Here is a 25,200-nt window from a genome sequence, read left to right on the forward strand (position 1 = left end):
CCGCAACCGACGTTAGACCGCGTAGGTCTTGTCGTTCTTCGTCAGGCTCCAGGCGCCCTGCGTGTTGCCGCCCTGGTTGCCGCCGATCTTCTGCTGGGTCTGCTTCCACTGCACGGCCGCGTACTTCAGCGAGAACGTCTCGAGCGGCAGACCTTCTTCGCGGACGCTCGGCGCGATGCTCGAGATGATCACGTACTTGAGCTTCACTTCCAGGTACTGCACGCGCTTGCCTTCACCGTCTGCGCGCGAGAAATGGACCGTCACTTCATCGAACGTGGTGCCGCCCGAAGCGTGTTGGTACAGCAGCGGGCTCGACGAATCGATTTCCTTCGTGAAAATCATGTCGCCGTGCTCGCAGCGCGTCATCGTGTGACCGCCTGCGGTCGATGCGGTTGCCGAACGCGGTTGAACGATCGAGTGATCCCACGATTTCAGCTCGATCCAGCCCTGGTGGTCCTTGTCCGCGGACTCGCCCTTCACCGCGGGACTACCAAACTGCAAGTGCATATGTAACATGGCCCTTCGACTCCCCAAAGAGGTGGTTTTAACGTCCTACCCAGGCGGCCCGCCCGGGCGATTTGCTCGCTTATGAATTTGCCGGTTTGGGCAGATCAGCGACAAGTCGCAGAGAAATCGAGAGTTCGTCGAGCTGAAAGTGCGGGCGCAGGAACGCGACCGAACGATACGAGCCCGGCTTGCCCGGAATCTCCGACACTTGTATGGATGCCTCGCGCAGCGGGAATTGCGCTTTCTGTTCCTGCGATGCGTTGTCGTCGAGCAGGACGTACTGCGAAATCCACCGGTTGAGGAAAGTCTCCACGTTCTGCGCCGATGCGAAGCTGCCGATCTTGTCCCGCATCATCGCCTTCAGGTAGTGCGCCACGCGCGATACCGAGAAGATGTACTGAAGCTGGGCGGACAGGACGGCGTTCGCATTCGCGCTGTCGGTGCTGTATTTTTTCGGTTTCTGCACCGATTGCGCGGCGAAGAACGCAGCGTAATCCGAGTTCTTGCAATGGACGAGCGGGATGAAGCCGAGGTCGCTCAGCTCCTTCTCGCGGCGATCGGTGATCGCGATTTCGGTCGGGCACTTCAGCGCGACTTCACCGTCGTCGGTCTTGAACGTGTGGGTCGGCAAATCCTCGACGAGGCCGCCGCCTTCGACGCCGCGAATCGCCGCGCACCAGCCGAAGTCGTCGAACGCAGCTGTCAGGCGTGCCGCGAAGGCCCACGCCGCGTTGCACCACAGGTACTTGTCGTGCTCGGTGCCGTCGACATCCTCGACGAAGTTGAAGTTCTCCGCGGTCTGGCCGTCCTTCGGATTGAACGGCAGGCGGCCGAGGAAACGCGGCAGCGTGAGGCCGACGTAGCGCGAATCTTCGGCGTCGCGGAACGACTTCCACTTCGCATATTCGACCGTGTCGAACACCTTGCCGAGGTCGCGCGGCTTGCCGAGGTCGGAGAACGACTCGAGGCCGAGCAGCTCCGGCGACGCCGACGCGATGAACGGCGCATGCGCGGCCGCCGCGACGTGCGACATCTGCTCGATGAAGTACATGTCTTCCGGTTGGCGCGAGATCTCGTAATCGCCGATCAGCGCCCCGAACGGCGAGCCGCCGAACGTGCCGAACTCTTCTTCGTAGACCTTCTTGAACAGCGCGCTCTGGTCGAACTCGCTCGCGCCCTTGAAGTCGCGCACGAGGTCGCGCTTCGGTGCGTGCAGCGCCTTGATCTTGATCGTCTGGCCGGTGTTGCTTTCCTTGACCAGGTAGTCCATCCCGCGCCATGTGCTTTCGAGGCGCTGGAATTCCGGCGCGTGCATCACCGCGGACAGCTGCGTGGAGATCAGGCGGTCGAGTTCCGCGACGCGCGCGTCGATCGTCGCCGACAGGTTGTCCGACACGATCACCGTGCCGTCGAGCACCTGGTGCACGAGCTCGCCGATCAGGTCTTTCGCGCGCGCATGCTCGGAATCGGATTTCGCGACCTTGCTCTTCTCGACGATGTCGTCGAGCAGCGAAGTCCCGGCGGCGTATTCCGCGCCGCTCGCTTGGGCCGCAGCCGTTTGCTGGTTCATCTCAACACTCCGTCGTCATTCGCCGTCTTTGTCGCCGCCCGTGCCCTTCGCGAGCTCCTGCAGCTGCTGCGTGTTCTTCAGCACTTCCGACAGCAGATCCTCAAGCTTGTCGTTGCCGGCGAGCTTGTTGCGCAGGTCGGCGAGCTTCGAGCGCGCCTCGAGCAGACGGCGCAGCGGCTCGACCTGCTCGACGACTTCGTCCGGGCTGAAATCCGACAGCGAACGGAACTTCAGGTCGACCGCGAACTTGCCGCCTTCCGGGCTCAGGCGGTTTTCCACCTGAAACGCGGCGCGCGGCTCGATCGCCTTCATCACGTCGTCGAAGTTGTCACGGTCGATGTTGACGAACTTGCGGTCGCGCAGCTTCGGCTGCTCGACTTCCGACTGGCCCGCCAGATCGCCGACGACCCCGACGACGAACGGCAGTTCCTTCACCTCGATCGCATCGCCCTTCTCGACCTCGTAGGTCAGCTGGACGCGCGGCGGCCGTATCTTCTGCAAGCTTTTCTGAATGCTTTCTTTCTTGGCCATCTCGACGGCTCCCAGGTTAGTTGTGGTTATCGCGTCAGTTTCGGTCAGCGCAGGGCACTGAACGGATCGGCGCCACCCTTTTGCGGCGCGACGGGCGGCGTCGGCGCGGTGGTTGCAGCAGCCGCTGCCTCGGCGGCCGGTGCGGCACCCGCCTTCGGACGATGAATCACGCGGCGCGTCGTGCGCGTCTTCGCGCCCCGTTGCTCCGGCGGGAACAGCGCCGATTCGCCGAGCGTATCGCGCAGCTGCTTCGCGAGCGCCTGCGCGTCCGACTTCGCGTCGCCGGCCAGCGACGAATCCTGGCGCAGCTCGCCGAGCGACTGCGTCGCGATCCGCAGGCCCGCGACGGCAAGCACGCTCTTCGCCTGGCGGTCGGTCGCGTCGCGCTGCAGTGCTTCCTGCGCGGCGACGATCGCCTGGCCATAGTGGTTCTGTGCAAACTGGATCTGCGCGATGCGCGACCACGGTTCCTCGCGCGTCGGATCCGACTTCGCGAGTTGCTGGTACAGGCCGAGCGCCTTGTCCTGATCACCCGATTTCGCAACGGCGTCCGCATCGGCCAGCGACTTGTTGAACACCTCGGCAGTCGGCGGCGCCGGCGGCTGGCTCGCACAACCGGCGATCACGCCGCAAGCCAGCACTACCCCAGAAAGTTTTGCGAAGAGACGGTCTTTCATCGTTATATCCACCGGCGCGTGAGTATTAAAATCATTGAGAATCTGGTTCTTTTGCTTTGCAAGAAGCGCGCGGGTATAGTACCGATCAATTTTTCATAATTCAATCGCTGCGTGCAGAGTAATTCCTTTTAAAACCGTGCGCTACCCCCTCGAAACGCCTCTGGCAGCAGCCCGACGGCGGCTTTTCCATCGGCCGGAATGCGCAAGTTTTACTTGCTCTGCAGCGCATTGCCCGGATGACGGAAAAAATTTCCGAAGGCGCGATGCAGCGCAGTGTGCTTAATAGTTGAACGGCAGATACGCCGGGCATTCGCGGCGAACGCGGAAAGGCCCGGTAGTTTTGACAGGGGAGTTAAAGGCGGCACGCCAGAAATACGATGAGATCGTCCATGATTCGCTATGCGCTGCCGCTGATCGCCTGCGCGCTCCTGGCCGGATGCGCGGCCGCCCCGCTGCTCGGTTCCGCCGCGGGCGCCGTGATGCAGGCTGCCGGCATCGGCAAGCCCGAACTGCCGGATGCCCAGAAGCCGCCGCGCAATATCGGGCTCACGCTCGCCGCCGCGCCCAATCTCAACGCCGCGAACGATCACAAGCCGCTCGCATTAGTAGTAAGGCTCTACGCGCTAAAGGATCCGACTTCGTTCCAGCAGGCGCCGTTCGATGCGTTCACCGATCCGACCAAGGAAAAGGCAGCGCTGGGCGCCGATCTGCTCAACGTGCGTGAAATCACGCTGATTCCGGGCCAGCGCTATACAGCGACCGAAAAGGTATCGCGCGAAGCGCAGGCATTCGGCATCGTCGCTCTGTTTCGTGATCCCGCAATCCAGCGATGGAAACTGACGTTCGATCCGGCAAAGTCGGAGAAATCCGGCATAATCATCGGCCTGCATAATTGCGCGATGACGGTCACCGATGGCTCCGTCATCGCACCGCAACAAGGTGCGCCTTCGCAACCGCTGAATATGCTTTCGTCGGTCACCTGCGGTTAAACATGACGCACGAGTGTCAATTAACAAGAGTTAACAAATTGGCGATTTAATTCGGGCATGAACAAATCGATTACATCGCAACGCCACATTAACCGGATTTGACATGAGCTATTCGGCCAAGGTGCTTTGGGGGGAAGGGCTGTTCCTCCGGCCTCAACACTTTCAGCGGCAGGACGCCTACCACGAGGCGCGCCTGTTCGAATCCATCCAGGCGATCCAGCCGTACAACTGGGGCGTGCGCTCGGTGCGCATCGACCGCGATGCGCTCGGCAGCAACGTGCTGCGCGTAGCCGAACTCGCGCTCGTGTTCCAGGACGGCGCGCTGTATGCCGCGCCGCAGGCCGACGACCTGCCGCCGCCGATCGCGCTCGACACGCTGCCCGACGGCATCAACGAATTCGTGTTCTACCTCGCGCTGCACCCGCTGCGCGAGAACGGCACCAACTACAGCGACGATCCGGCCGCCGGCTTCATGACGCGTTTCGTCAGCGAGCAGACGAGTGTCGCCGACAACTTCACCGACGCCGCCGAAGCCGACATCACGTTCCTGAAGACGCAGGTCAAGCTGATCGCGCACAGCGAGCCGCGCGACCAGCTGCTGTCGGTGCCGCTCGTGCGCGTGCGCCGCACCGCGACGTCCGGCTTCGAGATCGACGACAGCTTCGTGCCGCCGTGCCTCGCGATCGACGCGTCGCCGATCCTGCACCAGCGGCTGCGCCAGCTCGTCGACGCGCTGCAGGCGAAGGTCAACGCGCTGTACGGCTTTCATCGCGAGCCGTCGAAGAACATCATCGAGTTCCGCTCGGGCGACATCGCATCGTTCTGGCTGCTGCACACCGCGAACGCCGCGTTTGCGACGCTCGCTCACCTGCACCAGCATGCGGCGCTGCATCCCGAGCGGTTGTTCCAGGAACTGCTGCGCCTCGCAGGCCAGCTGATGACGTTCTCGAAGGGCTATACGCTCGCCGACCTGCCCGTGTATCGCCACGACGATCCGGGCCCGAGCTTCGCGCGTCTCGACCTGATGCTGCGCGAGCTGCTCGACACCGTGATCTCGACGCGCTACTTCGCGATCACGCTCGACGAGGTGCGTCCGTCGTTCCACCTCGGCCGCCTCGATTCGGGCAAGATCGACGACAAGACCGAGTTCTATCTGGCCGTGTCCGCGGACATGCCCAACGTCGAGCTCATCGATGCGGTGCCGGCCCGCTTCAAGGTCGGTGCGCCCGACGATGTCGACAAGCTCGTGCTGTCGGCCATGCCCGGCGTGCGGCTGTCGTACATGCCGCAGGTGCCGCCCGCGATTCCGGTGCGGCCCGGCGCGTGCTATTTCCAGCTCGATTCGCGCGGTGCGCTGTACGAGCGCATGCTGCAGGCCCAGTCCGCGATGATCTATGCACCGACTGGCATCAATGACCTGAAATTCGAACTGATCGCGGTCACATCATGAGCTACGCGCCCTCCCTGTTCGGCGACAACACGCCGGCCCCGTTGCGGACCCCGGCGTCGACCGACGCCGCGTTCCAGGCCCGTTCGCTGCTCGATCTGCTGTACGACGGGTTCTTCATGCTGTTCCTGCTCAAGAACGGCCGCGAGCCGGACAGTGCGGGCGAGTTCAGCACGAAGATCCAGGAATTCCTGTCGGATTTCGAGCGCGGCGCGAAGAAGCTCAACATTCCCGCCGAGGACGTGTACGGCGCGAAGTTCGCGTACTGCGCCGCCGTCGACGAGATGGTGCTGTCATCGCAGTTCAAGATCCGGACCGACTGGGAACGCCGGCCGCTGCAACTCGTGCTGTTCGGCGAGCAGCTCGCGGGGGAGAAGTTCTTTCAGTATCTCGAGGAATGTCGGGCACAGGGCGCGGCGCGACTGCAGTCGCTCGAGGTGTTTCATATGTGCCTGCTGCTCGGGTTCCAGGGCAAGTATCTGCTCGAAGGGCCGGAGAAGCTGGCTTACCTCACCGCGCGGCTGGGCGACGAGATCGCGCATATGAAGGGCAAGCGCGCACCGTTCGCGCCGCACTGGCCGCTGCCGGATCAGATCGCACATCGGTTGAAGCGCGAGGTGCCGGTTTGGGCGATCGGGGCGGTGTTCGCGCTCGTCGCGCTGCTGGGGTACCTCGGGCTCAATACGTATCTGAAGGACAAGACGCTGCAGGCGCTGGCGCCTTATTCGCAGGTCATCAAAGTGGGCCCGGAGTCGGCTAATTTGACGATTTCGTTGCCTTGACGGGCGGACTTCGTTCGACGCTGCTGCTTCATGAAAAAAGGACCGCCTGGCGGTCCTTTCTTACTGTGGCGCGTGGCGCGCGTCGTCAGAGCAGAATGAATTCTTCGTTGTCGACGTAGAACACGAATGCGTCGAACAGTTGCGCGACGCTCGGTTCGTCGACCTGATCATGCGCGTTGATCACGATGTCCTCGATCGTCGTGCTATTCAGCGTGACGCGCCAGCCCGGTTGCGGTGCTGTGGCGGGCGGCGTATCGGCTTCGGCTTGCTCGGCGTCTTCGATGAATGCGCCCTCTGTATCGAGCGTCCACGGCATCGGCGGCAGACAGAGCCAACCGGAGAAATCGCCGGGGTGTTCGAGAATGTGTTTCAGCGACGCTGCAGTCGCGACGGTGGTCAACATGGGCATTGCGGTTGCATGGCTGGTGAATACGGTGCGGAGATCGTGACGTCACGATTGCAAGCCGTGATTATGCCAACTCCCGGACCGTAAGATTGGCCGGCGTTCGTTGTCGGCCGATCCGCATGATCGCGCAACGTCTCATTTGCGGTCTTTGGCGTTCCACGAACGCCGGCGTACGCTTAGGTCGTGAGCCCGCCATCGGCACCGAGGCGGCATGCGGTATGCGATATGCACGTATCCGTTGATCGGCCGGTTGCTGCGATTGCCCTGCTGGACCCACAACGTGACCGGCTGCGCGATCCGCTTTTAAAGGAATATTTTCAAGCGTGTTCCGGACAGGCCGGGAGAACGGTTCAAACGCTCGTTCGGCATGTACGAGCCATGTCGTCACGCTGCACCGCTCACCCTGCGCCCACTGAAATCGATTGCAATCAGGGCCAATTCGACTTCCGGCGCGGCCCGGTTGCGAGTAGTGTCTACGTGCCCGTATTCCGGCCCAGCCCGGGCACGACCGATACCCGGCGCTCGATTACCACACTGAACACTGGAGATCTGCGATGAAACGTTCGAAGTTCCTGCTGTCGGGCCTGCTGCTCGCGTCGGCCCTCGGCTTCACGGCCGTCGCCGCCCACGCGGACGATCTGCTCGATTCGGTGAAGAAAGCCGGCGTGCTGCGCGTCGGGCTCGAAGGCACGTATCCGCCGTTCAACTCGCGCGGCACGTCGGGTCAGCTCGAGGGTTTCGACGTCGACGTCGCGAATGCGGTTGCCGGCAAGCTCGGCGTGAAGACGCAGTTCGTGCCGACCGAATGGAGCGGCATCATCGCGGGCCTGCAGGCCGGCAAATTCGACGTGATCGTCAACCAGGTCACGATCACGCCGCAGCGCAAGGAAGCGCTCGACTTCAGCGAACCGTACACGTACTCGGCCGCGCAGCTGATCCAGCGCAAGGACGACACGCGCAACTTCAAGTCGCTCGAGGATTTCAAGGGCAAGAAACTCGGCGTGACGCTCGGCACCAACTACGACCAGATGGCGCGCAGCGTGCCGGGCATCGAGGTGCAGACGTATCCGGGCGCGCCGGAGAAGCTGCGCGACCTTGCCGCCGGCCGGATCGAGGCGACGCTCGATGACCGCCTGATGCTGCCGTACATGATCAAGACGTCGAACCTGCCGCTGCGCTCGGGTGCGGTGCTGAACGGCGGCAAGCAGGAGATGGCGATCCCGTTCCGCAAGGGCAATCCGAAGTTCGAGAAGGCCATCAACGACGCGCTGGACTCGCTGCGCAAGGACGGCACGTTGAAGAAGATCTCGATGCACTGGTTCGGCAGCGACGTGACGGTGCCGGTCGCGCAGTAAGCGGTTCGCCGCACTTTCACCGCGTCACGACCTTCGCTGCAGCGAAGGCGTGACGCGCTTCTGCAGTTCTGTCCCCTTCCTTCAAGCCGCTTCGTCGAAGCGCGCAAGCAGCATCTGGCCGATCGATGTCAGCGCCGGGCGCGCGGCCACCGCATTCACGCGCACCTGCGTATCGTCAACAAGCCGCTTTTCGACGAGCACGGCGAATGCCGGGTTCGCCAGGTCGACGCTGTCCGGCGCGCGTGCAATGCGCAGCAGCATCGAAAATTCATGTGGACTCAGCATGGTCCCTGTCTCCTGATCGTCCGCGATCCAGCTCAATCGGCGTCGATCGTGTTTTCGAATGAAATGGTGCGAGGCCTTGTCGATGCGTTGCCGGAAGCGAGATCCCGGTTGACCGCTGCGCGACGCAGGCACGGCGTCGTGGGCGGGTTACGCACGCCCGGATCGCGGCAATGGGGCCGCGACGGGAACGTGCAACCTTAGGGGCGCAGCGTGACGCGACTGTGACAGTAAAACGGGGGCAAAAGAGCGCGCGTGACAAGCCGCTTCGATCCGTCCGATGCCGATTCGACCGACGACGAAACGCCTCGCGTTTCCCACCGTCATCGCGGATCGACCGAATACGGTAAGCCGTCTCCCGCCGCGTTCGCATGACGCATCTAGCGCACGACCACGTTGACCGCGCGCCCGAGCGTCATGGTCGATTCGCCTGATCGGAGTGGACATGCGCCGCGCCGGCAAACGGCACGGCTTGCGACGGGCGGCCGTAATTCGCGGACCGGTGGCGCCTCGCGTCGATGGCTGACTGTGAGTGTGGAAGATGCGACGCGACTCGTATCGGTCGACGATGTGCCGTATTTCCAAGCGTCGGAGATGTACACGGAAATCGTCACGTCCGGCGAACGGCTCGTGATTCGTACGCCGTTGAAGGCGCTGACGCAGCGGCTCGATCCGAAGCGATTCGCGCAGGTGCATCGCGGCGTGATCGTTGTGTACGCAGCGAACGATCGTGTCGAGCACGATTTGCCGGGAAGGCTGCGGATTCGCGTGCGTGGGCAGCGGGAGATGCTGCCTGTCAGTCGCGCGCATGCGGGGTTACTCAGGTAGATGTGATGCTATCTACCCCCTTTGCGCAGAACGCTCGCAATGTCGCTGCCGCCATGCCGTTTCGGCCACACCGATACGACAAATGCTGCCTGGTGCCTAGCCGTTACTTCCAAGGCACGCGCATATTGGCGTCATGATGGCCGGCCCCTCAAACGGGTTACGTGGCGGCCGCATGAAGGCGAAAACGAAAAGGGGTTACGAGACGAAATCTCGTAACCCCTTGTCAGATATGGTGCGGCTGCAGCATCTCTTTTGTTAACGCCGAGCGGCTACCTCGCCCCATCGTATTTCTTCTCATCCGTTATCTCCCGCCCTCGCACTGCCCACGCCAATCATGCGATACCTCGATACCGTGCTATCAACCTTTCGGCTCATAACGCCGTCTCGCCTTCGATTTCGCGTTTGTAATCTGGTTCAAGTTTCTGCAATCCGGGCACCACTTGCCCTTGTTCTTGACGTTGTCGAAATTAGCCTGCCAGACGTGACCGCGATGGCATTGCCATGTGAGCCGGCTGCGCGCGTTGAGGTACTCGTCCGACAAGCATGCACCTCCACGTTCATGAGCAACCCTTCGCGCATCTTCAATCGTCAAGCGCTGCCGCTCAATGCCGCAGCGCGCACACCAACTCCCTCGCAGCACATTCCCGGCCTTTACCGCCCACTCGTGGCCTTCACTGCAACGAAACCGATGAGGATGATGCGTTCCCAGATACAGCTCATCCAGACATTCACCGCCATTGGCCATCGCTTTAGCCTGGAGCATCGCCAGTCCGTCCGAATGTCGGAGGACGTCACCGACATACGCGTTTGCGCACTGCCTGCACCAGCTTCCCCGCAATACTCGGCCACCTGCCGTCTGCCATCCGTGACCTTCTGCACACTCAAAGGTGTATTGCGCAAGTACGCCGTCATAGCGATCAGCCAGGCATCGCCCGCCGTGTGTCTGCGCAGCGGCATACAACCGTGCCAGCCCATCTGACGAACGACGGCGATCGTACGCGCAGCGACGACACCAACTCCCACTATAAAGCAGTGCTCCGGCCGTGGCCTCCCATCGATGGCCGTTCGCACATTCAAATTGGTGCTTCGCCGCAGCGCCCCCGAACGACTTTGACAAACAGCGCCCACCGCGCTGCGCGGCCAGCGCCCGCAATCGCTCGAGCCCGTCCGGCAAGAAGTACTTCCTGTCGCGAGCACATCGCGCGCATCACGAATGATGATAGAGAACGGTCGCCCCTTTGGTCTGCCACGTATGCCCTTGAGCACAGCGAAACTTATAGTCGGCCTGCACGCCCTGGTATCGCCTCGACAGACAAACGCCTCCATGCTGCGCGGCGGCATCTTGCAATCGCTTGAGGCCATTCAGGAGCGGTGCCCCCGCCAACTGACCATTCAGCGCAGCACAGACCGTACACCCTGCCCCGCGCAGTAGAGACTGACCGAGGCATGACCAAGTATGTCCGGCATTGCAGCGGAAACGGTATTGTGCAGCCGTGCCTCGCCACTTTACGTTCAGGCAGATCGAATCGGCTTTCTTCGCGAGATGGTGCATGCGTTCCGTCGCCGCAATCTGCGTACACTCCCGGCAACCGAGTTCTCGCTGACGGATCAAGTTGCGCGGGCTGATACGGGTTACGTGACCATATTCGCACGCGAATCGGTGTTTTTCCCTCAGTCCTCGATAGGTCAAATCCAGGCAAATCAGGCCATGCTTTTCGGCTGCATTGCGCAAAGCGCGACTACGACCCAATACCGGATGCGATTCGTCTTGCTGAACTGGCATGTGCGACAAAGATACGTCGTGGGCGGTACAAGACGCTCCGGTCCCGCTGATCGCGGGGTCCAGCGGGCCTCCGAGACGATCGACGTACAGGCCCTCCCAGTTAAGCGGTTATCATAGCAACGTCAAACGTTGGCGTGCCCGACACATTCAGCGCAACCGCGCCAGAGGAAGACTTGGCGTTTTACTGTCCGGCCGGTTCATTATTTCACGCAATGGATCATCTGCTTCCGCACTACGAACGAGAACTTTCACTGCTGCGCCGGTCAGTTGCGATCTTTGCGACACGCTATCCCAAAATTGCTGTTCGCCTGGGGATTTCCGGCGACCGCTCCGAAGATCCCCACGTCGAACGGATGCTGCAGTCGTTCGCTCTCCTCGCTGCTGATATAGGAAGTCGGCTCGACGACAACTATCCGGAATTCGCCGAGGCCCTCCTCGGCATGCTGTATCCCCAGTATCTCCGAACGGTTCCTGCGTGTGCAATCGCCCAGTTCGATGTCTCAGACATGTTCGAAAAGCTCACTGAGCCATCGCTCATTGCCCGCGGCACGGAACTGGCGAGCAAAACGGAAGACTGCCTTTTCCGAACCGTATATGACGTAACGCTAGCTCCAGTGCGGATTTCGACTGCACGCTACGCTCCGGCAACTGCCGTTCCCGCCGACGTCGTCCTGCCCGCCGGCACAACCGGCCTGCTTTCCATCACTTTTACGGTTGCCCGCCCAGACTTTCGCATCGAAACCGTCCCCAGCCCGTTGCGCATCCATGTCAGCGGCCCTCGCGAAGTCGTCGGCGCAGCAATGGACACGATGACGATGCATACGGCAGCCGCCTTCGTCGAAAACGCCGAACGTCGCTGGTCAACGCTGATCACACCGCCACTCGCCGCCGCCGGCTACGATGAGGCCGAGAAGCTTCTCGACGAAGACGACGGTCCACCAGCCCTGCGGCTACTGAGCGAATATTTTGCGTTCCCCAAGAAATTCGATTTCGTCGACGTCGATCTCGCCGCGCTCGCGCATACGGCAGGCTCCAGCCAGCAACTTACCGTGCATCTCGCCATTTGCGGCGTTCATCCAGATTCGTGGACGGCACAACGACTAAAGAATCTGTCGGCGGACAATCTGAGGCTCTTTTGCACACCGATCGTCAATCTGTTCCGGCTTTCGTCGCTGCCACTCAAGCGGAGTCCGATCACGAACACATACCCCGTGCAATCCCAGAATACGGGCGTTGCGGGTGTCGAAGTTTGGTCTGTCGAGTCGGTCCGTGCCACGACAGGCGACTCCAGAGCGAACATCATTCATCCTTTCACGTCGCTCATGCACGGCAGTTCCGGCAAACCGGCCGGCCCCTATTGGGTTCTCATGCACCATAACGCGGCCTCGCCATCGGGAAAGAAAGAAACCGCGCTCAGCCTGGTGGACCTCGACGGTCGACCGGCAACCGACACCGGGATCGAACAGATAACGGCAGACGTCACCTGCTCGAATGGCAATTTCCCTCGGACGATCCGGGCCGGCGCCGAGGAAGGTGATCTGGTAAACGAGCAGGGAACGATCGTTTCGCGCATCGTGATGCTGGACGTACCGACAGAAGTCGCGCGATTGTCGAGCGAAGGCGACGCAGCGTGGCGGCTCATCACGCAGTTTGCCCCGCACTCGATCGAATTGACCCGCACCGGCCTTGCGGAGCTGAAACGCCTGTTCCGCCAGTTCACCGCTCATTCCGCAGGACACGCGAAACTGCTCGACGGACTGACGAACCTGAGCCATCGTGCCAAACAACTCTGGCTTCCAGGAAAACCAATGCCGAGTTTCGTTCGGGGTTTGGAAGTGACGTTGACGGTCGACGAACAAGCGTTTGCCGCCGTCAGTTTGAACGCGTTCATCAGCGTAATGGATCACTTCTTCACCGTGCACGCGCCGACGACAAGCTTTGTCCAACTTGTCGTGATGTCGGCCAACTCCGGCGCGGAAATTCGACGTTGCGCGCCACGACCAGGCACAATCATGCTCGCCTGATTTTCCTGCATCCAAACCGCGACGATCAAGTCGCTCTACAACTCGTGTAGATTAGGTAAGGCTCGAAATCAAGTGACAACCGCAGGTCGCCCGGTGACCGTGCCGAGCAATCGGAACACCATTATCTGTCATCGATTCATCGCCCTCTTCGATCAAATTCGGTTTGACGTCTGGATGTTGGGGACAAGTTACCTCGTCCCCCTTGCGAGCGACGAAACGACCGTCGAAACGCATCGTCAACGAACCCGTGATCACTTTGCCGCCATGGTCGGTATCATCGCCGACACGGATGAGATTCATCATCGATAAGGCCCCAACCTTCGAGTGAGCGAACTACTGTTAGTAGCGGAAATACAAGATGCCTAATGCACCCGGATCTCCCGGCTTCTTGCTCTTTTTCGTGATCGCTGGCAAATCGATGTTCTTCACATTCTTCCAACCAAAACCAGAAAAAATTCCTTCAGCGAGACGAACAAACCCCATAAATTTCCTGGATATGTTGAATGCAATCACGCCAAAAATAGCGGCAACCACAGCCCCTCCGCCCGCGTACATATAAAAAATCCCCAACCAGTTATCAACAGGATCAAAGAAAGACATGCCCCCCCCCAAAAGAATCATGACCAACATCAATAGCGAATATATAAAAATCCACCATCGCGCCGTCGCCTTATAGTGCGCATATCGACCTCGACTGCAATGTGGATGTAGCGCCACGATTCGATCGCTGACACGCCTGATTCCAAATGCATGCCATACTTGGCCCAATTGCTCTGCGACAATCTCGACTTCGTCGCCATCTTTGAACACGGATACCCATACCCACGCACGAATACTCTTCCCATCCAGTTCAAATTCAAGCAGATCAGCGTCCTCGGCGGTATCGTCCGCAGACGCGGCCAGCCCGATAGCCACACCGCCAAGCCCCGCAAGGCCAGCTGCAATAGCCGTTACCCCCATCGCTGTCCGATCAGCATCAGTAAACAAAAACTCCTGGGACCGCCTCGTGCTACGAAGATTCCGGATATGCCCTCTCAACAGTTGAGTAGGGGAGGATTGTGCCGTGTCTGCCATCATTAATCCGCTCAGTCAGCCGAAAGACCCATTACCTTCAATGCCTTCTCAAATTCGTCGCTCTGCTTTCCGGCATCCCAAGCCGGATTCGCAGATTTTCGTCCGAACGCACACTTTTCAAGCCATGTCTGTAAATCATCGTCCGAGAAATACCAAATCAGAAACTGGATAGCGACCACCGCCAGTGCAACCTCCCAACCAGTCATGATCAAAACGCCCCGACCGAGGAGCAACAATGCCCCTCGCGAACCGATTGCCACACCTGCCTCTTCCGCTGCTGCACCAACTGCCGCTCTGCCGGCCACATTTGCCGCCTGCTGTCGAGCACGCCACCCGCCAGCCTCCGCAACCTCGGATGTCGTGAACGATCCGAGTCGGGCGGTCGCACCGGCAATGCCCGCAGCACCTCCCCTTGCCAGAATCACAATGCGGCTCCCACTACCAGCAAGACGAGCAAGCAGTGGAGCCGACGATGTCAGAGCTGTCAGAAGATACGACACACCCGTGCCAATACCAAGCGCCGACTTGACGAAATAAAGGATGGCAATACGGAAGTTATTATTTTTCGCTTTATCAAAGCCCTTATGAAAATCCACGACACCTTGAATCAGCGCCGAAACTCCTCCCAAGAAGCTCGTAATTGCCTTCAGATTGCGCAACGTCTGTGCTGCATCGCTCGAGAACGCCTTGAGCGCCTTCTCCGAAACCGTAAAAGCCGCACCCACCACCGACACCCCCGATGCAACCAGCAGCGCATAGTCATCGCTGCTTTTATCCGCTTTGGCAAGCAAGCATCCGAAATTCAGCATCTCGATTACCGCCAGCGTACTAGCCAACCGGGCATTCAATTGCGTCGACGCCCCCTTTTGCGACTTGCTGACCTCCTCCCACATGTCCGTCAAATTCTTGACACGCTTATCCGATCCTACGGCTTGCAGCGCACGCACATGCGCCTGAGGCGGCGGCACACCCTGCTGCCGCAACTCGCGATAACCCATCTGCACAGCCAGGTGCATCGCGGGCTCGGCTGCCATCGCGGCCTTGATGAGCTTGAGCGTGTCCGCCTGCGCAATCCCACCTCGTATCATCAACGTGCCACGAATCAGATACATACCGACGCTATCAGCCAGCTTCGCACTTTTACTCCATTTGAACAGGCCATTGCCCATCGTCACCGCGAGCTGGTCGGCATGAACACCTTTCACCACATACTCCGAACCCGACGCCGCCGTTGCTCCGCGCTTTAGCACATCCGTCATCTTGTCGCAAAACTTCAGGAACGCCTTCGCATTCTTGACGAGATACGATGACACGAAGTCGGCCGAATGGCTGACCTGATCGCCGACACTCGCTGGCTGTTCCTTGTACTCGGTCGCCTTCGCCAGCAGCGCCTTGATTTCCTCCTTCTGATCCTGCTGGTTGTACGCATAGGCCCGCCATACCAGACTCGACGGTTGCGTGGGATCCATGTTGTTGACCAGATCCTCAACCAACTTGGCGCCCTTCTCCTCCGACGGCAAACCCCACAACGCAGCATCGATGACTGCCGCGAAGGCCTGCCCATCCTGGAAATCGTTTTCGTGATAATCATGCAGCGTGACCACGAACGTCGACGCCTTCAACCACGCGCCGACATCCGGCGTTCGATTGGCCTGTAACTGATGCGAGGCCTTTTGCACTGACTCGTACCACGGCCGAAACACGTCCAGCTTGCGCGGATCGAGTTTGCCGTAATACTTCGGCCAAGCGGCATCGCCTATCTGCCTTGCCTCGGCCGGCGTGATCACTCCGGCAGCAGCAATTTTCTTGTCGGACATTGCCTGCTGTTCCGGAGATACGACCAGAGCGTCGGGAACCCCGTCCGCAGCATACGGATTATTCTTCATCGCCTCCCAACCAGCCGTCCACGCCGACCGTAAGCGGCTTTTCGACTCGACTGCACCATTGCGTACCGCTCCTTCAGCAGAGGTAATCGACTCGAGCGCATCGATCTGCATTACCCGCTCACGCGTGTATGTCAGTAACCAACTCCCAGCGTCGTTACGGAAGCCATTCAATTCATGAACGTTCCCGATACCGTCCCACAATGCCAATAGCATCGGCGGATGATGCTTGCCCTTGCCGAGCTCGCCGACATCGCTCATCACCCGGATCAATGCGTCACTGGCGGACCCGGGTGACGCCTGACGAATATGCAATGGGTAATTGGTCGTCACCTGACGCATGACTTCCGGCTTGTATTTGCCGGTTTCGTCGCTAAGCGTCTGCGCAAGCGGCTGCAACAGTTTGGGATCGAGGCCAGGCATGTATTCGATGACGTCATCGATACTTTGTCGGGTTGCAACGACAGCGTGCCCTTGCGCGTCCTGGCCCGCCGAGATCCATTTTGACGGCTCGATCCATTGCATGCGTTGCTGACGAAGCGCCGCATCCTTCTTGTACAGTTCGAACGTATCGCGATGCCACGCGTGCTGCGAAAACGCGACATACACACGGTCAGTGCACTTATCGGGCCTCTCGATAGCAATGATGTCCATCGGGACTGCGATAGATTTCTTTGCACATGCAGGATGAGTTGTCGGCTCGGTCGGCAGCGGAAGCGACTGCTTCCACAAGCGCCCGTCCTCCGTAACGTTATACGCTTCCCAGTAGTTACTACCTCGCGCACCCTTTACGTAGAACAGATACACCCAACCTGCACGCAACGTGCGCAGCGCGTAACGATGTTCAGTAAGTTTGACGTCAGTCACCCCATGTCCGCTAACGCCGGCCGGCAACTTTGCCGTCACGGTGTTCGGCACGACCGTGTACCGAACCGGCAAGATCGGCAACCCCGTCTTTTCGCAATTGGCACACTGGTTTGCTGTATCCATTCGCTCTCTCGATATGGGAATTAGGTTTGTTCTGCTGAGGCTAGGAAGACGAAACGATCATCGACTCGTCATACCACGTACCCCGCCGAATCGCTTCGATTTCGTCTTCGCTCAATTCACCGACTGCTGCCGTATAGAACTCGTCCGGCGCACGCTGGCGCAATGCGTGCGCAACGCTCGGATGACGATCGAAATACGGATGCCATGTCAGCGCATGGCCAATGAATGCAATTTTGTCCTCACGATCGACAAATCCGTGCTGTTCCGCGCGGGTCGCGCTTGTAATCGCGGTCTCAACTTCGCTGGATCGAGGCTGCCGCTGCGTAGCCAGCATATGCAATGCAAGCGCTCGATTGATCAGCCCATGGCGGTGGATGTCAGGCCACTGCCTATCGGTCAGATCCAGTTCCGTACGCAACACAGTTTCCGATGCGTAGACGCAAGGCTTTGCACAGGCGTCCAATGCATGCCAGGCCTTGACCGGGCCGAGCAAGGCCCGCTTTTGCGCGTCCGACAGAATCGGCCACATCAGACTCAGTGCACGAGCGTCGTAGAAACGCAATGCGCATCGGCGTCCCTGATCGTCGATCTGCAATACATTATTCGACCAGTGTCCGGCGATGTACTCAAGCGTCGCCTCGCTAGCCAACCAGCCCCCGATCCGTTGGCCCAGCCCCTTTGCTACCGCATCCGGCTGTCGATCTTCGAAGGCCAGTCGAACGCTTTCAATCAACAACGCCACACCTTCAGACGTCGACAAATCCAATTCGATCAAATACGGACGATGATCATCAGCGAAGGCTTCATGTGCGATCTCGACGACGGCGCTAGGTTGATCATGGAACGAAGGTGCCCCCTCACCGCTTTGAGGCAACGCACGCTGACTCGGGTCGACAACAAGGCAGCAGCGCGACTTACGTTGCTGGTCGAAATAGGCGCGTAAGACGCTGACCATCGAATCGACTGACTCGCGGCTCCCGTCTTCAACAGGTTCGAACGCTTCCATCCCGTTACTCCAGCACGACGCTCGACGCGCTATCGGCTGATGCCGCAGCGGTCTTCCACGAACAGCCCTTCGGCACGCTGGCAATCTGCGAAGGCAAGCGCATCGACGACGGGCCCGGCTTGTCCCAGTTCGCGCACTTTTCGAGAATCTGGCCACTAGTCCCGTTCTCGATCAGATCTGGCGTGATCTTGATGTATGAACCGCCCGCACCGATCCAGATCTCCTTCTCCGCTGAAATCACGACTTTTCCGTTCGAGCTGGTGATCGTTACGTCGTTGAGCGCTGAGAGCTTCATCTCGTCGCTCTGCGCCTGGATCTCGACCTTACCCTTCGACGCAAACAGCTTGATCCCTGCGTTCTGCGCGAACAGGCTTATCTTCTCCATCACACTCGCGATCAGCGATTTGCCGGCGGCCACGTGCACGCTCTTGCCACTGACGATATTGACCTGCTGGTTCGCCGTAATTTGCGCTGAATCCTGCGTCGACAAACCCACACCTGCGGGACTGGCCATCAGCATGATCGGTGTCGAAAAGCCATTCGCATTGCCCGTGCCACCGCCGCCCGTCCGACCGCCGCTGCCCGCGCCGCCGCTCACGCTATAGTGCGTCGCATCGGTGAACTTCTTGAGCGCGTCCTGCCCCTCCTCCAGGCTCTCCGCCTGGTTCGCCGAACTCGCCTGTGACGTCAGATCAACAACTGTTTCCGCGCTAGCTAACTGCTCGGATGCAGCCGTCACATTCAACGGCTGGTTCGTTGCTGTCGGGTGTGTCGACACGAACAAGCCCTGTCCCGCCCGAATGGCACCGTAGGCATCCGATTTGAGGTCGAAACCGCTGCCGAGGAACGCACCGCGCGTATTGTCGGTCTGCTGGATCAGGTACCCTAGGTGCAAGTGGGACTGATAGCTGCTCGAGTAAAGGTGAACTCGATTCTGCTGCGTCGAGTCATCCATTACGAGTTGGTTGTAGCCGGTGCCGCCATACTCGCGCGAGCGTTGACCGGACAGCAAGCCGTTCGTGTGCCATACCGGCTGCGTCGCGCCCCCGTACATTCTCGCGATGATGACGGGCCGGTCACAGTCACCTTCCATGAAGCCGACGACCACTTCGTCGCCCTTGCGCAGCGGCTGAATCCCGCCACGGGTCGATCCCGCATCAAGAAACGTCGGGCGCACCCAGCACGATGCGCGCTCGTCCTGACCGTTGCGGCGGTTCCAGTGAAACCACACCTTCACCCGGTTCAGCGAATCGGTATACACCTCCTCGCCGCTTGGTCCGGCAACGATCGCGTTCTGCAACTGCATCACCGGCTTCTTGTGTTCGAACGGGCTACGGAATGGGACGTTGCGTGGCTGCGCCTCGACTACCACCTGAAAGAATCCTTCGCTGCCGTCTGCATGGCGAACCGTCGTGCCAGCCTTTGCTTGAGCGACTTCCGCAGCCAGCCCGTCGGGGAATTGCTCTGCTTCGTCCAGCCCAGGCAAATTATTGCAAATCAACCAGTCGACTCCGAGCAGAACAAACTCGCGATCCGGTTGACTGCCCGCATCATGGACCGGATGGCCGCGAAGTTCGAAGCGCCGCCCCGGCATCGCGCAGCGCAAGCCACCTATTCCGTGAAAACGTTTCATCCGCGACTTGCGCTCTTCAAGCCGAATCTGGGCAAGACGCTCACCTTGCTCACGGTCCGACCACATGTACGCGCCAGGGTAGTCGTAGATCTCCCCATCGGTCGGCAACTGGCCGTCCACGTCGGTCACGCCCTGCACCTGCCGAGGGAGATCGGGGCGCTTATAGTCGAACGAGCGAGACGTCAGCTGCGCACTGTCAATCTGAAGCTGCTCCTTCCACTGCGCGAACCCGTCCAGTTCGCCGCTAATTTCCGTTGGGCCGAACTCGACAACCGGCTGCTTCAGCTCCGGGACAAAATAAACGTCGTCCGTCAGAACCATCGCGTGTGCCCGGCCGTTGTCTGCCTGCTCGAAGTATGGGAACACCCCCACTTCTTCGAGACTACGATGAACAAAGTTCAGGTCGTATTCCCACTGCACACGGTTCGAATACGACGGAAGCGGTTTATGCAGATCGAAACGATACGCACCGCGCGCTTGCGAGTGCTCATTGAAAACGTCAGTCAGAATCTGCTCGCCGTTCTGCTCCTGCCAGTCACGCATGTCGCGGCGCAGGCGCAAGAAATAGAGCCAGGACGAGAACGCCAGCTTGTAAAAAGTCAACGGCCCATCTGCGCCCAGCCTGCTGAATCGGTGAACGTAGCCATGGATCGGCATGTATGAGCCGTCCGTCTGCTGAATCCAGAGCGTAACCGGCTTGGCGAGCAGCGCACTCAGTTCAATCTGGCTACCGCGTGGTGAAACGGCATCAATCACGAATTCGTAATCGCGACCGAGCCGAGCGGTGCCTTTCACATAGAGCGGCAATAACCAGTCGACGCCAAGCGGCGTGTCGAGTTTGACAAGACGATTGTATTGCGCGTCGCCTAGACGCAACGTCTTATAAAGTGCGGTGTGGCCCATGCAGCTTTCCCTTGGTTGGTATTCAGGTGGGGTTTCTGCCGAGGGCTGATTATAAATGCCTTTCGGAACAAGACGATAGTGCGCCTCGCATATCTACCTATCTCGAAAAAATAGCGACCCGACGTTCGTGCGTGAAAGAGCCGGAATTTCACAATCTTTCAGGAAAAAATTTCCGATTGCTTCGTGAGCTAGATTTTTTTAATCACATATCACCTCCACGAGCACGGCCCACTACCGCCGCTCCACCGATGCACCTCCGCATCGGCGCACTTCGCTCAGGAGACTTCGTGAATTCCACTCTCTACACCGCCTTGCTTGTCGGCCTAGCCATCGTTCTCGTCGCCATGTTTGCGGTTGGTTGCTACTGGCTCGCGACCAAAGACCGTCCCACTTCCCCTCAAGCCCCAGCCCCGTCTTCGCCGTCGTCCACTGTGATTTACGAACACGATGAATGGGAGGCGCTGGCACCGTATCCCGATCATGCGATGGACGCGCTACACAACCCCGTTTCAGTATCGTCAAGCCACGCAGCATCCGCTCGCTCGTCGTCCACACCGCCCCTGTTCGATGAATCTATTTTCGAGGCTGCCTCGCCCACACCGGAGGCGCATCGCGCGCCGCCGCCCTCCGACTATTTCTCCTATGCGCCCCAACCGGCGACGGAAACTGCCTCGCCCGCTGCGGGCGCACATGGCTGCCCTCATTGCTGTTCGACGCATATTGAAACGCGCAATGTCGGTCGTAAAACCGGCGGCACGATCGGCAGCGTCGCCGGCGCAACAAGCGGTTTTGCCATGGCGTTGTCCGGCGCTGAAGCCGGCGCAGCCGTCGGCGCGATCGGCGGACCGGTCGGCGCTGTGTTCGGCGGACTGGCCGGTGCGGTCGTGGCCGGCCTGCTCGGTAGCGCAGCCGGTTCCGCCGCTGGCACCGCAGTCGGCGCCGTGCTCGACGACAACGTGTTTGACAACTATCGGTGTCTGACATGCGGCCACGGCTTCGGCTCCACCATTCGCTGAGCCCCGTCCGTGCCGTCTGATCCGCGCAACCGGCCAAAAGCGCTCAATTACCGAACCATCGGGCAGCGTCGGCATGCCGATGCATCGCGTCGCGTTCGTCCATTCTCAGGAAACGAACCATGCTCTATCCCTCTCCCCTCGACTACCTCGCCGCGTTCGCCCTCGCGTTCATTGGCGGGATGCTGGTCGCCGCATGCCATTGCAAATACGTCGGCAAGATTCGCAAGGAGACTACCTGATCGAGCAGAGCGGCAACACGCGCGGCGCGTTCCTCGGCAACGGTTTCGACCTGAAGTCCGGCGCCTACGGCGCCGTGCGCGCCGAGCAGGGGCTGTATGTGTCGACGCAGCCGGCCACCGCGCAGCCGCTGAACGTGACGGCCGCCACCGAGCCGCTCGCGGGCGCAGAAGCCGTATTCGAAACCGTGTCGAAGGCCAGCGAAACGAACCGGGCTGAAAGTCTGCAGGACGGCCAGGCCGCGCTGAAGTCGTTCACCGACGCGACGCAGCGCACGGTCGCGGGTTCGACCAGCGGCGGGCGCACAGCGGGCGGCGGCACTGGCAACGCGAACGGCTTCTCGAAGCCGGTGATGCTGCTGTCGAGCCCCGAAGGCATCGCCGCGTCGACGCAGCAGTCGGTGCACATCACCGCGAACCAGCATGCGAACGTGGTAGCGTCGAAGAACGTCAACCTGGCGGCCGGCAAGTCGCTGCTCGCGAGCGTGCTCGACAAGATTAGCCTGTTCGCGCAAAACCTCGGCATCAAGATTTTCGCGGCGAAGGGGCCTGTGGAGATTCAGGCGCAGAGCGGCCCGGCTTCCCTGGTCGGTCTTCAGGACGTGAAGATCGAAAGCGCGGACGGACGGTTGATTCTAACGGCCGCGAAGGAAGTGTGGATCGGCGCCGGCGGCTCGTACATCAGCATCAAGGGCGGGTTGATCGAAAACGTGACGACCGGACAGATTCTGGAAAAATGCGGGAACTGGGACAAGCCGACCGGGGCGAGCGGGACGATTCGCGACCCGTTGCAGTCGACGCCGGTGTCGACCGACGGCGGGCGCGGCTCGCTGTTCTCCGGCTGACGCCTGGCCGACACCCAGCGCAGAACGAAAAAACGAGAGATTCCGAGAAACATGAGCAAGAACCCTCCTTCCACGAAGCCGACCCCGCCAACCAAGCCAGCGGCCGCACCGAGCGCCCCCGCGACGCCGCCCTACGCTCCGCTGAACTGGGCCTTTCCGTTCACACCGGCCGACAATGCGGACGCGGCCGACCCGATGACCTACATGAAGGCGCTGGCCGCCGCTGAAGACGGGTTCTATCCGCTTGGCGCGAACGGCATGTGGCACGGCGGCATCCACTTCGGCCAAGGTACGGGCGCGAAGCTGAAGCAAGGCGACGGCGTCCGCGCGATCGCCGATGGGGAAGTCGTCGCATATCGGCTCGACAGCAAGTATCCGGAGCAGGACTACCAGGACGGCCGGCACGCGCTGTACTCGACCGGCTTCGTGTTGATCCGCCATCGACTGCAACTGCCACCACCGAAACAGAATCCAGCTAAGAATTCTGGTACGGAGCCAGCGGCCAGCACGAGCAAACCGGCACCGAACGAGACGTTGACGTTCTTCAGCCTGTACATGCACACGATGGATCACAACAGCTACCAGTCGGCGGCAGAACAGGCGAAGGTCGCCCAAGCCGACAGCGCCAAGCTGAACATCGGGCCTATGCCGTATTGGGAAGGAGATCGTTACTATCGCGTCGGCGAAAAGGCGAAGGACAAGCAGGAAGTCCCGCGGCCGAAGGCGCCGGTGCCGCCGCGGCGCAACGCCGCCGATAGCGATCCGCTAGGCGACCTCATCCGCAACAATTTCGAACCTCCGCCGACAGACGAAGAGCCCCAAAACGCGACACCGCTCCCGCCCCCGGTCAACGAAGCGTCAGAACAGAACCTAAGAACCTTGCTTACGGGAATCAAAACGCTCTATATCGACCCGAGCAACACCTGCAACGTTCCGCACATTGCGTACATGCTGGCGACATCGAGAGTCGAATCGTACGATTTTCATAAGGGCATCTTCTTTGGACCGATTCGCGAGGGAATCAGCGAGGCAAAAGCGGAAATCGACTATGGGTGCGGCCCGACCGCACGTCGCCCGGAGGTTGCCAAAGCCAACGGTAATACATCGGTAGGCGACGACTACAAATATCGGGGCCGTGGCCTGGTTCAGATTACGTGGAAGAAGATGTACGGTGAGTTCGCAGGGCGACTCAAACTACCGCTTGTCGAAAATCCCGACATCGCCCTCGAGTGGGGCACTGCCTTTAAGATTATGGTAATCGGAATGCGTGATGGCGTATTTACTGGCTCATCACTGTCCGACTACCTAAATAGCTCAAAGAAAGATTACATTGGAGCCCGACACATCATTAACGGATCCGACAAAACCAGAATATTCGCAGAATATGCCGAAAAATTTGAGAAGCTTATAAACGATACGAGATCATGAAAGCGAAATACATTTTATCATTAACATTCCTCCTAACGATATCGTCGGCAGTGTTCGCAAAGGAGTGTTCTGACTCACGAACGTGTACCGTATTTACTGATAGCAAAGGCGCGGTCATGTATCAGGACGGCGAGCGAAATACAGTCCTTATGAAGGCTGACGACAGGAATGTCGCCACGTACACCACATATGTGTCAAAGCGAAATCAGAAATACTACTTGATCCGGGAGAGTAGCACCAACGATCATAGCCTGATCATCGTTCCGATAGATTTTTATGATCAATCTGTAAGTTTCAAAAGAGTATTATTTCTCTCCATTGACTTGATGAAATCCACTCAAGCCGGACATGAAGTCTGGTCGGGCAGTGAATACAATCTCGCAGAACCATCCCGTCTCAATCAATTCTCTTGGGATAAGGCATATGACTGGCAAGGAAAGTTGCCTGCATCCGAATTCAAATCGGATAAATTGTCGCACGCCCCCGGTGGGTTTTCTGCAGTGCGGGTCACTGTTTACGATGGAGACGGAAAGACCAATGGGACACGCACCTTCCTCTATCAAACTCGCAGCGGCTTGAATCCGGATAGCATCATTTGCTATAGCAATTGTGATTTCTCCGCCGCCTCGCTCGATGGAGATTTCATCGGTACAATCGGAAAGCACCCTCTCCATGCCTCTCTAAATCAGAGGGATGGAAAAATTATCGGCCATTATTCATACGACGGGAAATCGGGGAAATTTTACCTATCAGGGAACATCGAGAATGGTAAATCAGCCACCATTGGAGAATATGAAAAGGAAGATGAAAAAAATGGGACGGGGAGATTCAGCATTACAAAATTCAAACCATATATAACTGGAACATGGGTATCCAGACGCAATAGCGCTCAGCTTCCCGTGGTTTTGCTTCCTGATGCAATCTACCAAGTCGGCCTTGAACAATTCGCAAAGGCTTGTGCAGCAAGGCTCGATAGCTGAAACGGTGTTGTGAGATTTGCAAGGC

At 59.6% G+C, this 25,200-nt stretch carries 21 protein-coding genes and 2 pseudogenes; 11 read left to right on the forward strand and 12 right to left on the reverse strand.

Translation table 11 applies throughout. The features are described from left to right. Window positions 1-12: 12 nt before the first annotated feature. The 4 genes from DIE15_RS29315 to DIE15_RS29330 all read right to left on the reverse strand — a co-directional run bounded on the left by DIE15_RS29315 (window position 13) and on the right by DIE15_RS29330 (window position 3,285). Window positions 13-516, reverse strand: a complete 504-nt coding sequence (locus DIE15_RS29315) for a type VI secretion system tube protein Hcp (RefSeq protein ID WP_006477093.1) — start codon at window positions 514-516, stop codon at window positions 13-15. A 70-nt stretch (window positions 517-586) separates the two neighbouring features. Further along, window positions 587-2,077, reverse strand: coding sequence for a type VI secretion system contractile sheath large subunit (tssC, locus tag DIE15_RS29320; RefSeq protein ID WP_039320274.1), 1,491 nt, complete (start codon window positions 2,075-2,077; stop codon window positions 587-589). Window positions 2,078-2,092: 15 nt separating this feature from the next. After that, window positions 2,093-2,608, reverse strand: coding sequence for a type VI secretion system contractile sheath small subunit (gene tssB, locus DIE15_RS29325; protein ID WP_044845930.1), 516 nt, complete (start codon window positions 2,606-2,608; stop codon window positions 2,093-2,095). A 44-nt stretch (window positions 2,609-2,652) separates the two neighbouring features. Next, entirely contained in the window at window positions 2,653-3,285 is a 633-nt protein-coding gene (locus tag DIE15_RS29330; RefSeq protein WP_057924729.1) for a M48 family metallopeptidase, read from the reverse strand. A 377-nt stretch (window positions 3,286-3,662) separates the two neighbouring features. On the opposite strand from DIE15_RS29330, the gene tssJ reads away from it, so the two are divergent. From tssJ to icmH, 3 genes are all read left to right on the forward strand, one after another. After that, window positions 3,663-4,274 carry a type VI secretion system lipoprotein TssJ gene (gene tssJ / locus DIE15_RS29335; protein ID WP_057924730.1) on the forward strand — a complete coding sequence of 204 codons (612 nt, stop codon included), beginning with the start codon at window positions 3,663-3,665 and terminating at the stop codon, window positions 4,272-4,274. A gap of 103 nt (window positions 4,275-4,377) precedes the next feature. Continuing rightward, complete coding sequence (gene tssK / locus DIE15_RS29340; RefSeq protein WP_057924731.1) at window positions 4,378-5,724, forward strand: type VI secretion system baseplate subunit TssK; 1,347 nt, start codon at window positions 4,378-4,380, stop codon at window positions 5,722-5,724. After that, a complete protein-coding gene (gene icmH, locus DIE15_RS29345) occupies window positions 5,721-6,503 on the forward strand; it encodes a type IVB secretion system protein IcmH/DotU (protein ID WP_124834970.1) in 783 nt (260 codons plus the stop codon). Before tssK ends, icmH begins: the two co-directional genes overlap by 4 nt. Window positions 6,504-6,588: 85 nt before the next feature. On the opposite strand, the gene DIE15_RS29350 is transcribed toward icmH, so the two are convergent. After that, window positions 6,589-6,906 (reverse strand): hypothetical protein, encoded by a 318-nt coding sequence (locus tag DIE15_RS29350; protein WP_057924733.1) that lies wholly within the window; start codon window positions 6,904-6,906, stop codon window positions 6,589-6,591. Window positions 6,907-7,463: 557 nt separating this feature from the next. Between DIE15_RS29350 and DIE15_RS29355 the strand changes: the two genes are divergently transcribed. Further along, window positions 7,464-8,264, forward strand: coding sequence for a cystine ABC transporter substrate-binding protein (locus DIE15_RS29355; RefSeq protein ID WP_057924734.1), 801 nt, complete (start codon window positions 7,464-7,466; stop codon window positions 8,262-8,264). A gap of 81 nt (window positions 8,265-8,345) precedes the next feature. Here the strand turns inward: DIE15_RS29355 and DIE15_RS29360 are convergent, their stop codons facing one another. Continuing rightward, complete coding sequence (locus DIE15_RS29360) at window positions 8,346-8,549, reverse strand: hypothetical protein (RefSeq protein WP_057924837.1); 204 nt, start codon at window positions 8,547-8,549, stop codon at window positions 8,346-8,348. Between the two features lie 525 nt (window positions 8,550-9,074). Between DIE15_RS29360 and DIE15_RS29365 the strand changes: the two genes are divergently transcribed. Together DIE15_RS29365 and DIE15_RS29370 are read left to right on the forward strand one after the other, a co-directional pair. Further along, window positions 9,075-9,374 (forward strand): LytTR family DNA-binding domain-containing protein, encoded by a 300-nt coding sequence (locus tag DIE15_RS29365; RefSeq protein ID WP_260428371.1) that lies wholly within the window; start codon window positions 9,075-9,077, stop codon window positions 9,372-9,374. Between the two features lie 559 nt (window positions 9,375-9,933). Further along, window positions 9,934-10,353, forward strand: a complete 420-nt coding sequence (locus DIE15_RS29370; RefSeq protein ID WP_124834972.1) for a hypothetical protein — start codon at window positions 9,934-9,936, stop codon at window positions 10,351-10,353. A 228-nt stretch (window positions 10,354-10,581) separates the two neighbouring features. Here DIE15_RS29370 and DIE15_RS29375 read toward each other — a convergent pair whose 3' ends face one another. Further along, on the reverse strand, window positions 10,582-11,157 hold the full coding sequence (locus DIE15_RS29375; protein WP_124834973.1) for a hypothetical protein: 576 nt from the start codon (window positions 11,155-11,157) through the stop codon (window positions 10,582-10,584). 212 nt (window positions 11,158-11,369) lie between these two features. Between DIE15_RS29375 and tssF the strand changes: the two genes are divergently transcribed. After that, window positions 11,370-13,181, forward strand: a complete 1,812-nt coding sequence (tssF, locus tag DIE15_RS29380) for a type VI secretion system baseplate subunit TssF (RefSeq protein WP_124834974.1) — start codon at window positions 11,370-11,372, stop codon at window positions 13,179-13,181. A gap of 51 nt (window positions 13,182-13,232) precedes the next feature. On the opposite strand, the gene DIE15_RS29385 is transcribed toward tssF, so the two are convergent. From DIE15_RS29385 to DIE15_RS29405, 5 genes are read right to left on the reverse strand one after another with little or no spacing between them, the layout of a single operon-like run. Beyond that, on the reverse strand, window positions 13,233-13,484 hold the full coding sequence (locus DIE15_RS29385; RefSeq protein ID WP_124834975.1) for a PAAR domain-containing protein: 252 nt from the start codon (window positions 13,482-13,484) through the stop codon (window positions 13,233-13,235). A 36-nt stretch (window positions 13,485-13,520) separates the two neighbouring features. After that, window positions 13,521-14,258 (reverse strand): putative type VI secretion system effector, encoded by a 738-nt coding sequence (locus DIE15_RS29390; protein ID WP_124834976.1) that lies wholly within the window; start codon window positions 14,256-14,258, stop codon window positions 13,521-13,523. Window positions 14,259-14,266: 8 nt separating this feature from the next. Next, window positions 14,267-17,128, reverse strand: coding sequence for a T6SS effector BTH_I2691 family protein (locus tag DIE15_RS29395; protein WP_124834977.1), 2,862 nt, complete (start codon window positions 17,126-17,128; stop codon window positions 14,267-14,269). Window positions 17,129-17,168: 40 nt separating this feature from the next. After that, window positions 17,169-18,134 (reverse strand): DUF4123 domain-containing protein, encoded by a 966-nt coding sequence (locus tag DIE15_RS29400; protein ID WP_124834978.1) that lies wholly within the window; start codon window positions 18,132-18,134, stop codon window positions 17,169-17,171. A 4-nt stretch (window positions 18,135-18,138) separates the two neighbouring features. Further along, window positions 18,139-20,670 (reverse strand): type VI secretion system Vgr family protein, encoded by a 2,532-nt coding sequence (locus DIE15_RS29405; RefSeq protein WP_124834979.1) that lies wholly within the window; start codon window positions 20,668-20,670, stop codon window positions 18,139-18,141. Window positions 20,671-20,957: 287 nt separating this feature from the next. Here DIE15_RS29405 and DIE15_RS29410 point away from each other — a divergent pair, with 287 nt between their 5' ends. The 4 genes and pseudogenes from DIE15_RS29410 (at window position 20,958) to DIE15_RS29425 (ending at window position 25,175) form a co-directional block, all read left to right on the forward strand. Beyond that, window positions 20,958-21,686, forward strand: coding sequence for a hypothetical protein (locus tag DIE15_RS29410; protein ID WP_260428373.1), 729 nt, complete (start codon window positions 20,958-20,960; stop codon window positions 21,684-21,686). Window positions 21,687-21,918: 232 nt separating this feature from the next. Further along, window positions 21,919-22,767: pseudogene (locus tag DIE15_RS29415) on the forward strand (DUF2345 domain-containing protein); the annotation flags it as partial. Window positions 22,768-22,818: 51 nt separating this feature from the next. Beyond that, window positions 22,819-23,616: pseudogene (locus DIE15_RS37810) on the forward strand (hypothetical protein); the annotation flags it as partial. A 575-nt stretch (window positions 23,617-24,191) separates the two neighbouring features. Continuing rightward, window positions 24,192-25,175: a hypothetical protein gene (locus DIE15_RS29425; protein ID WP_124834981.1), complete on the forward strand. Its 984-nt coding sequence runs from the start codon at window positions 24,192-24,194 to the stop codon at window positions 25,173-25,175. Window positions 25,176-25,200 lie beyond the last annotated feature (25 nt).

The sequence above is a fragment of the Burkholderia sp. Bp9031 genome (genome assembly GCF_003857965.1).
GTDB lineage: Bacteria > Pseudomonadota > Gammaproteobacteria > Burkholderiales > Burkholderiaceae > Burkholderia > Burkholderia ambifaria_A.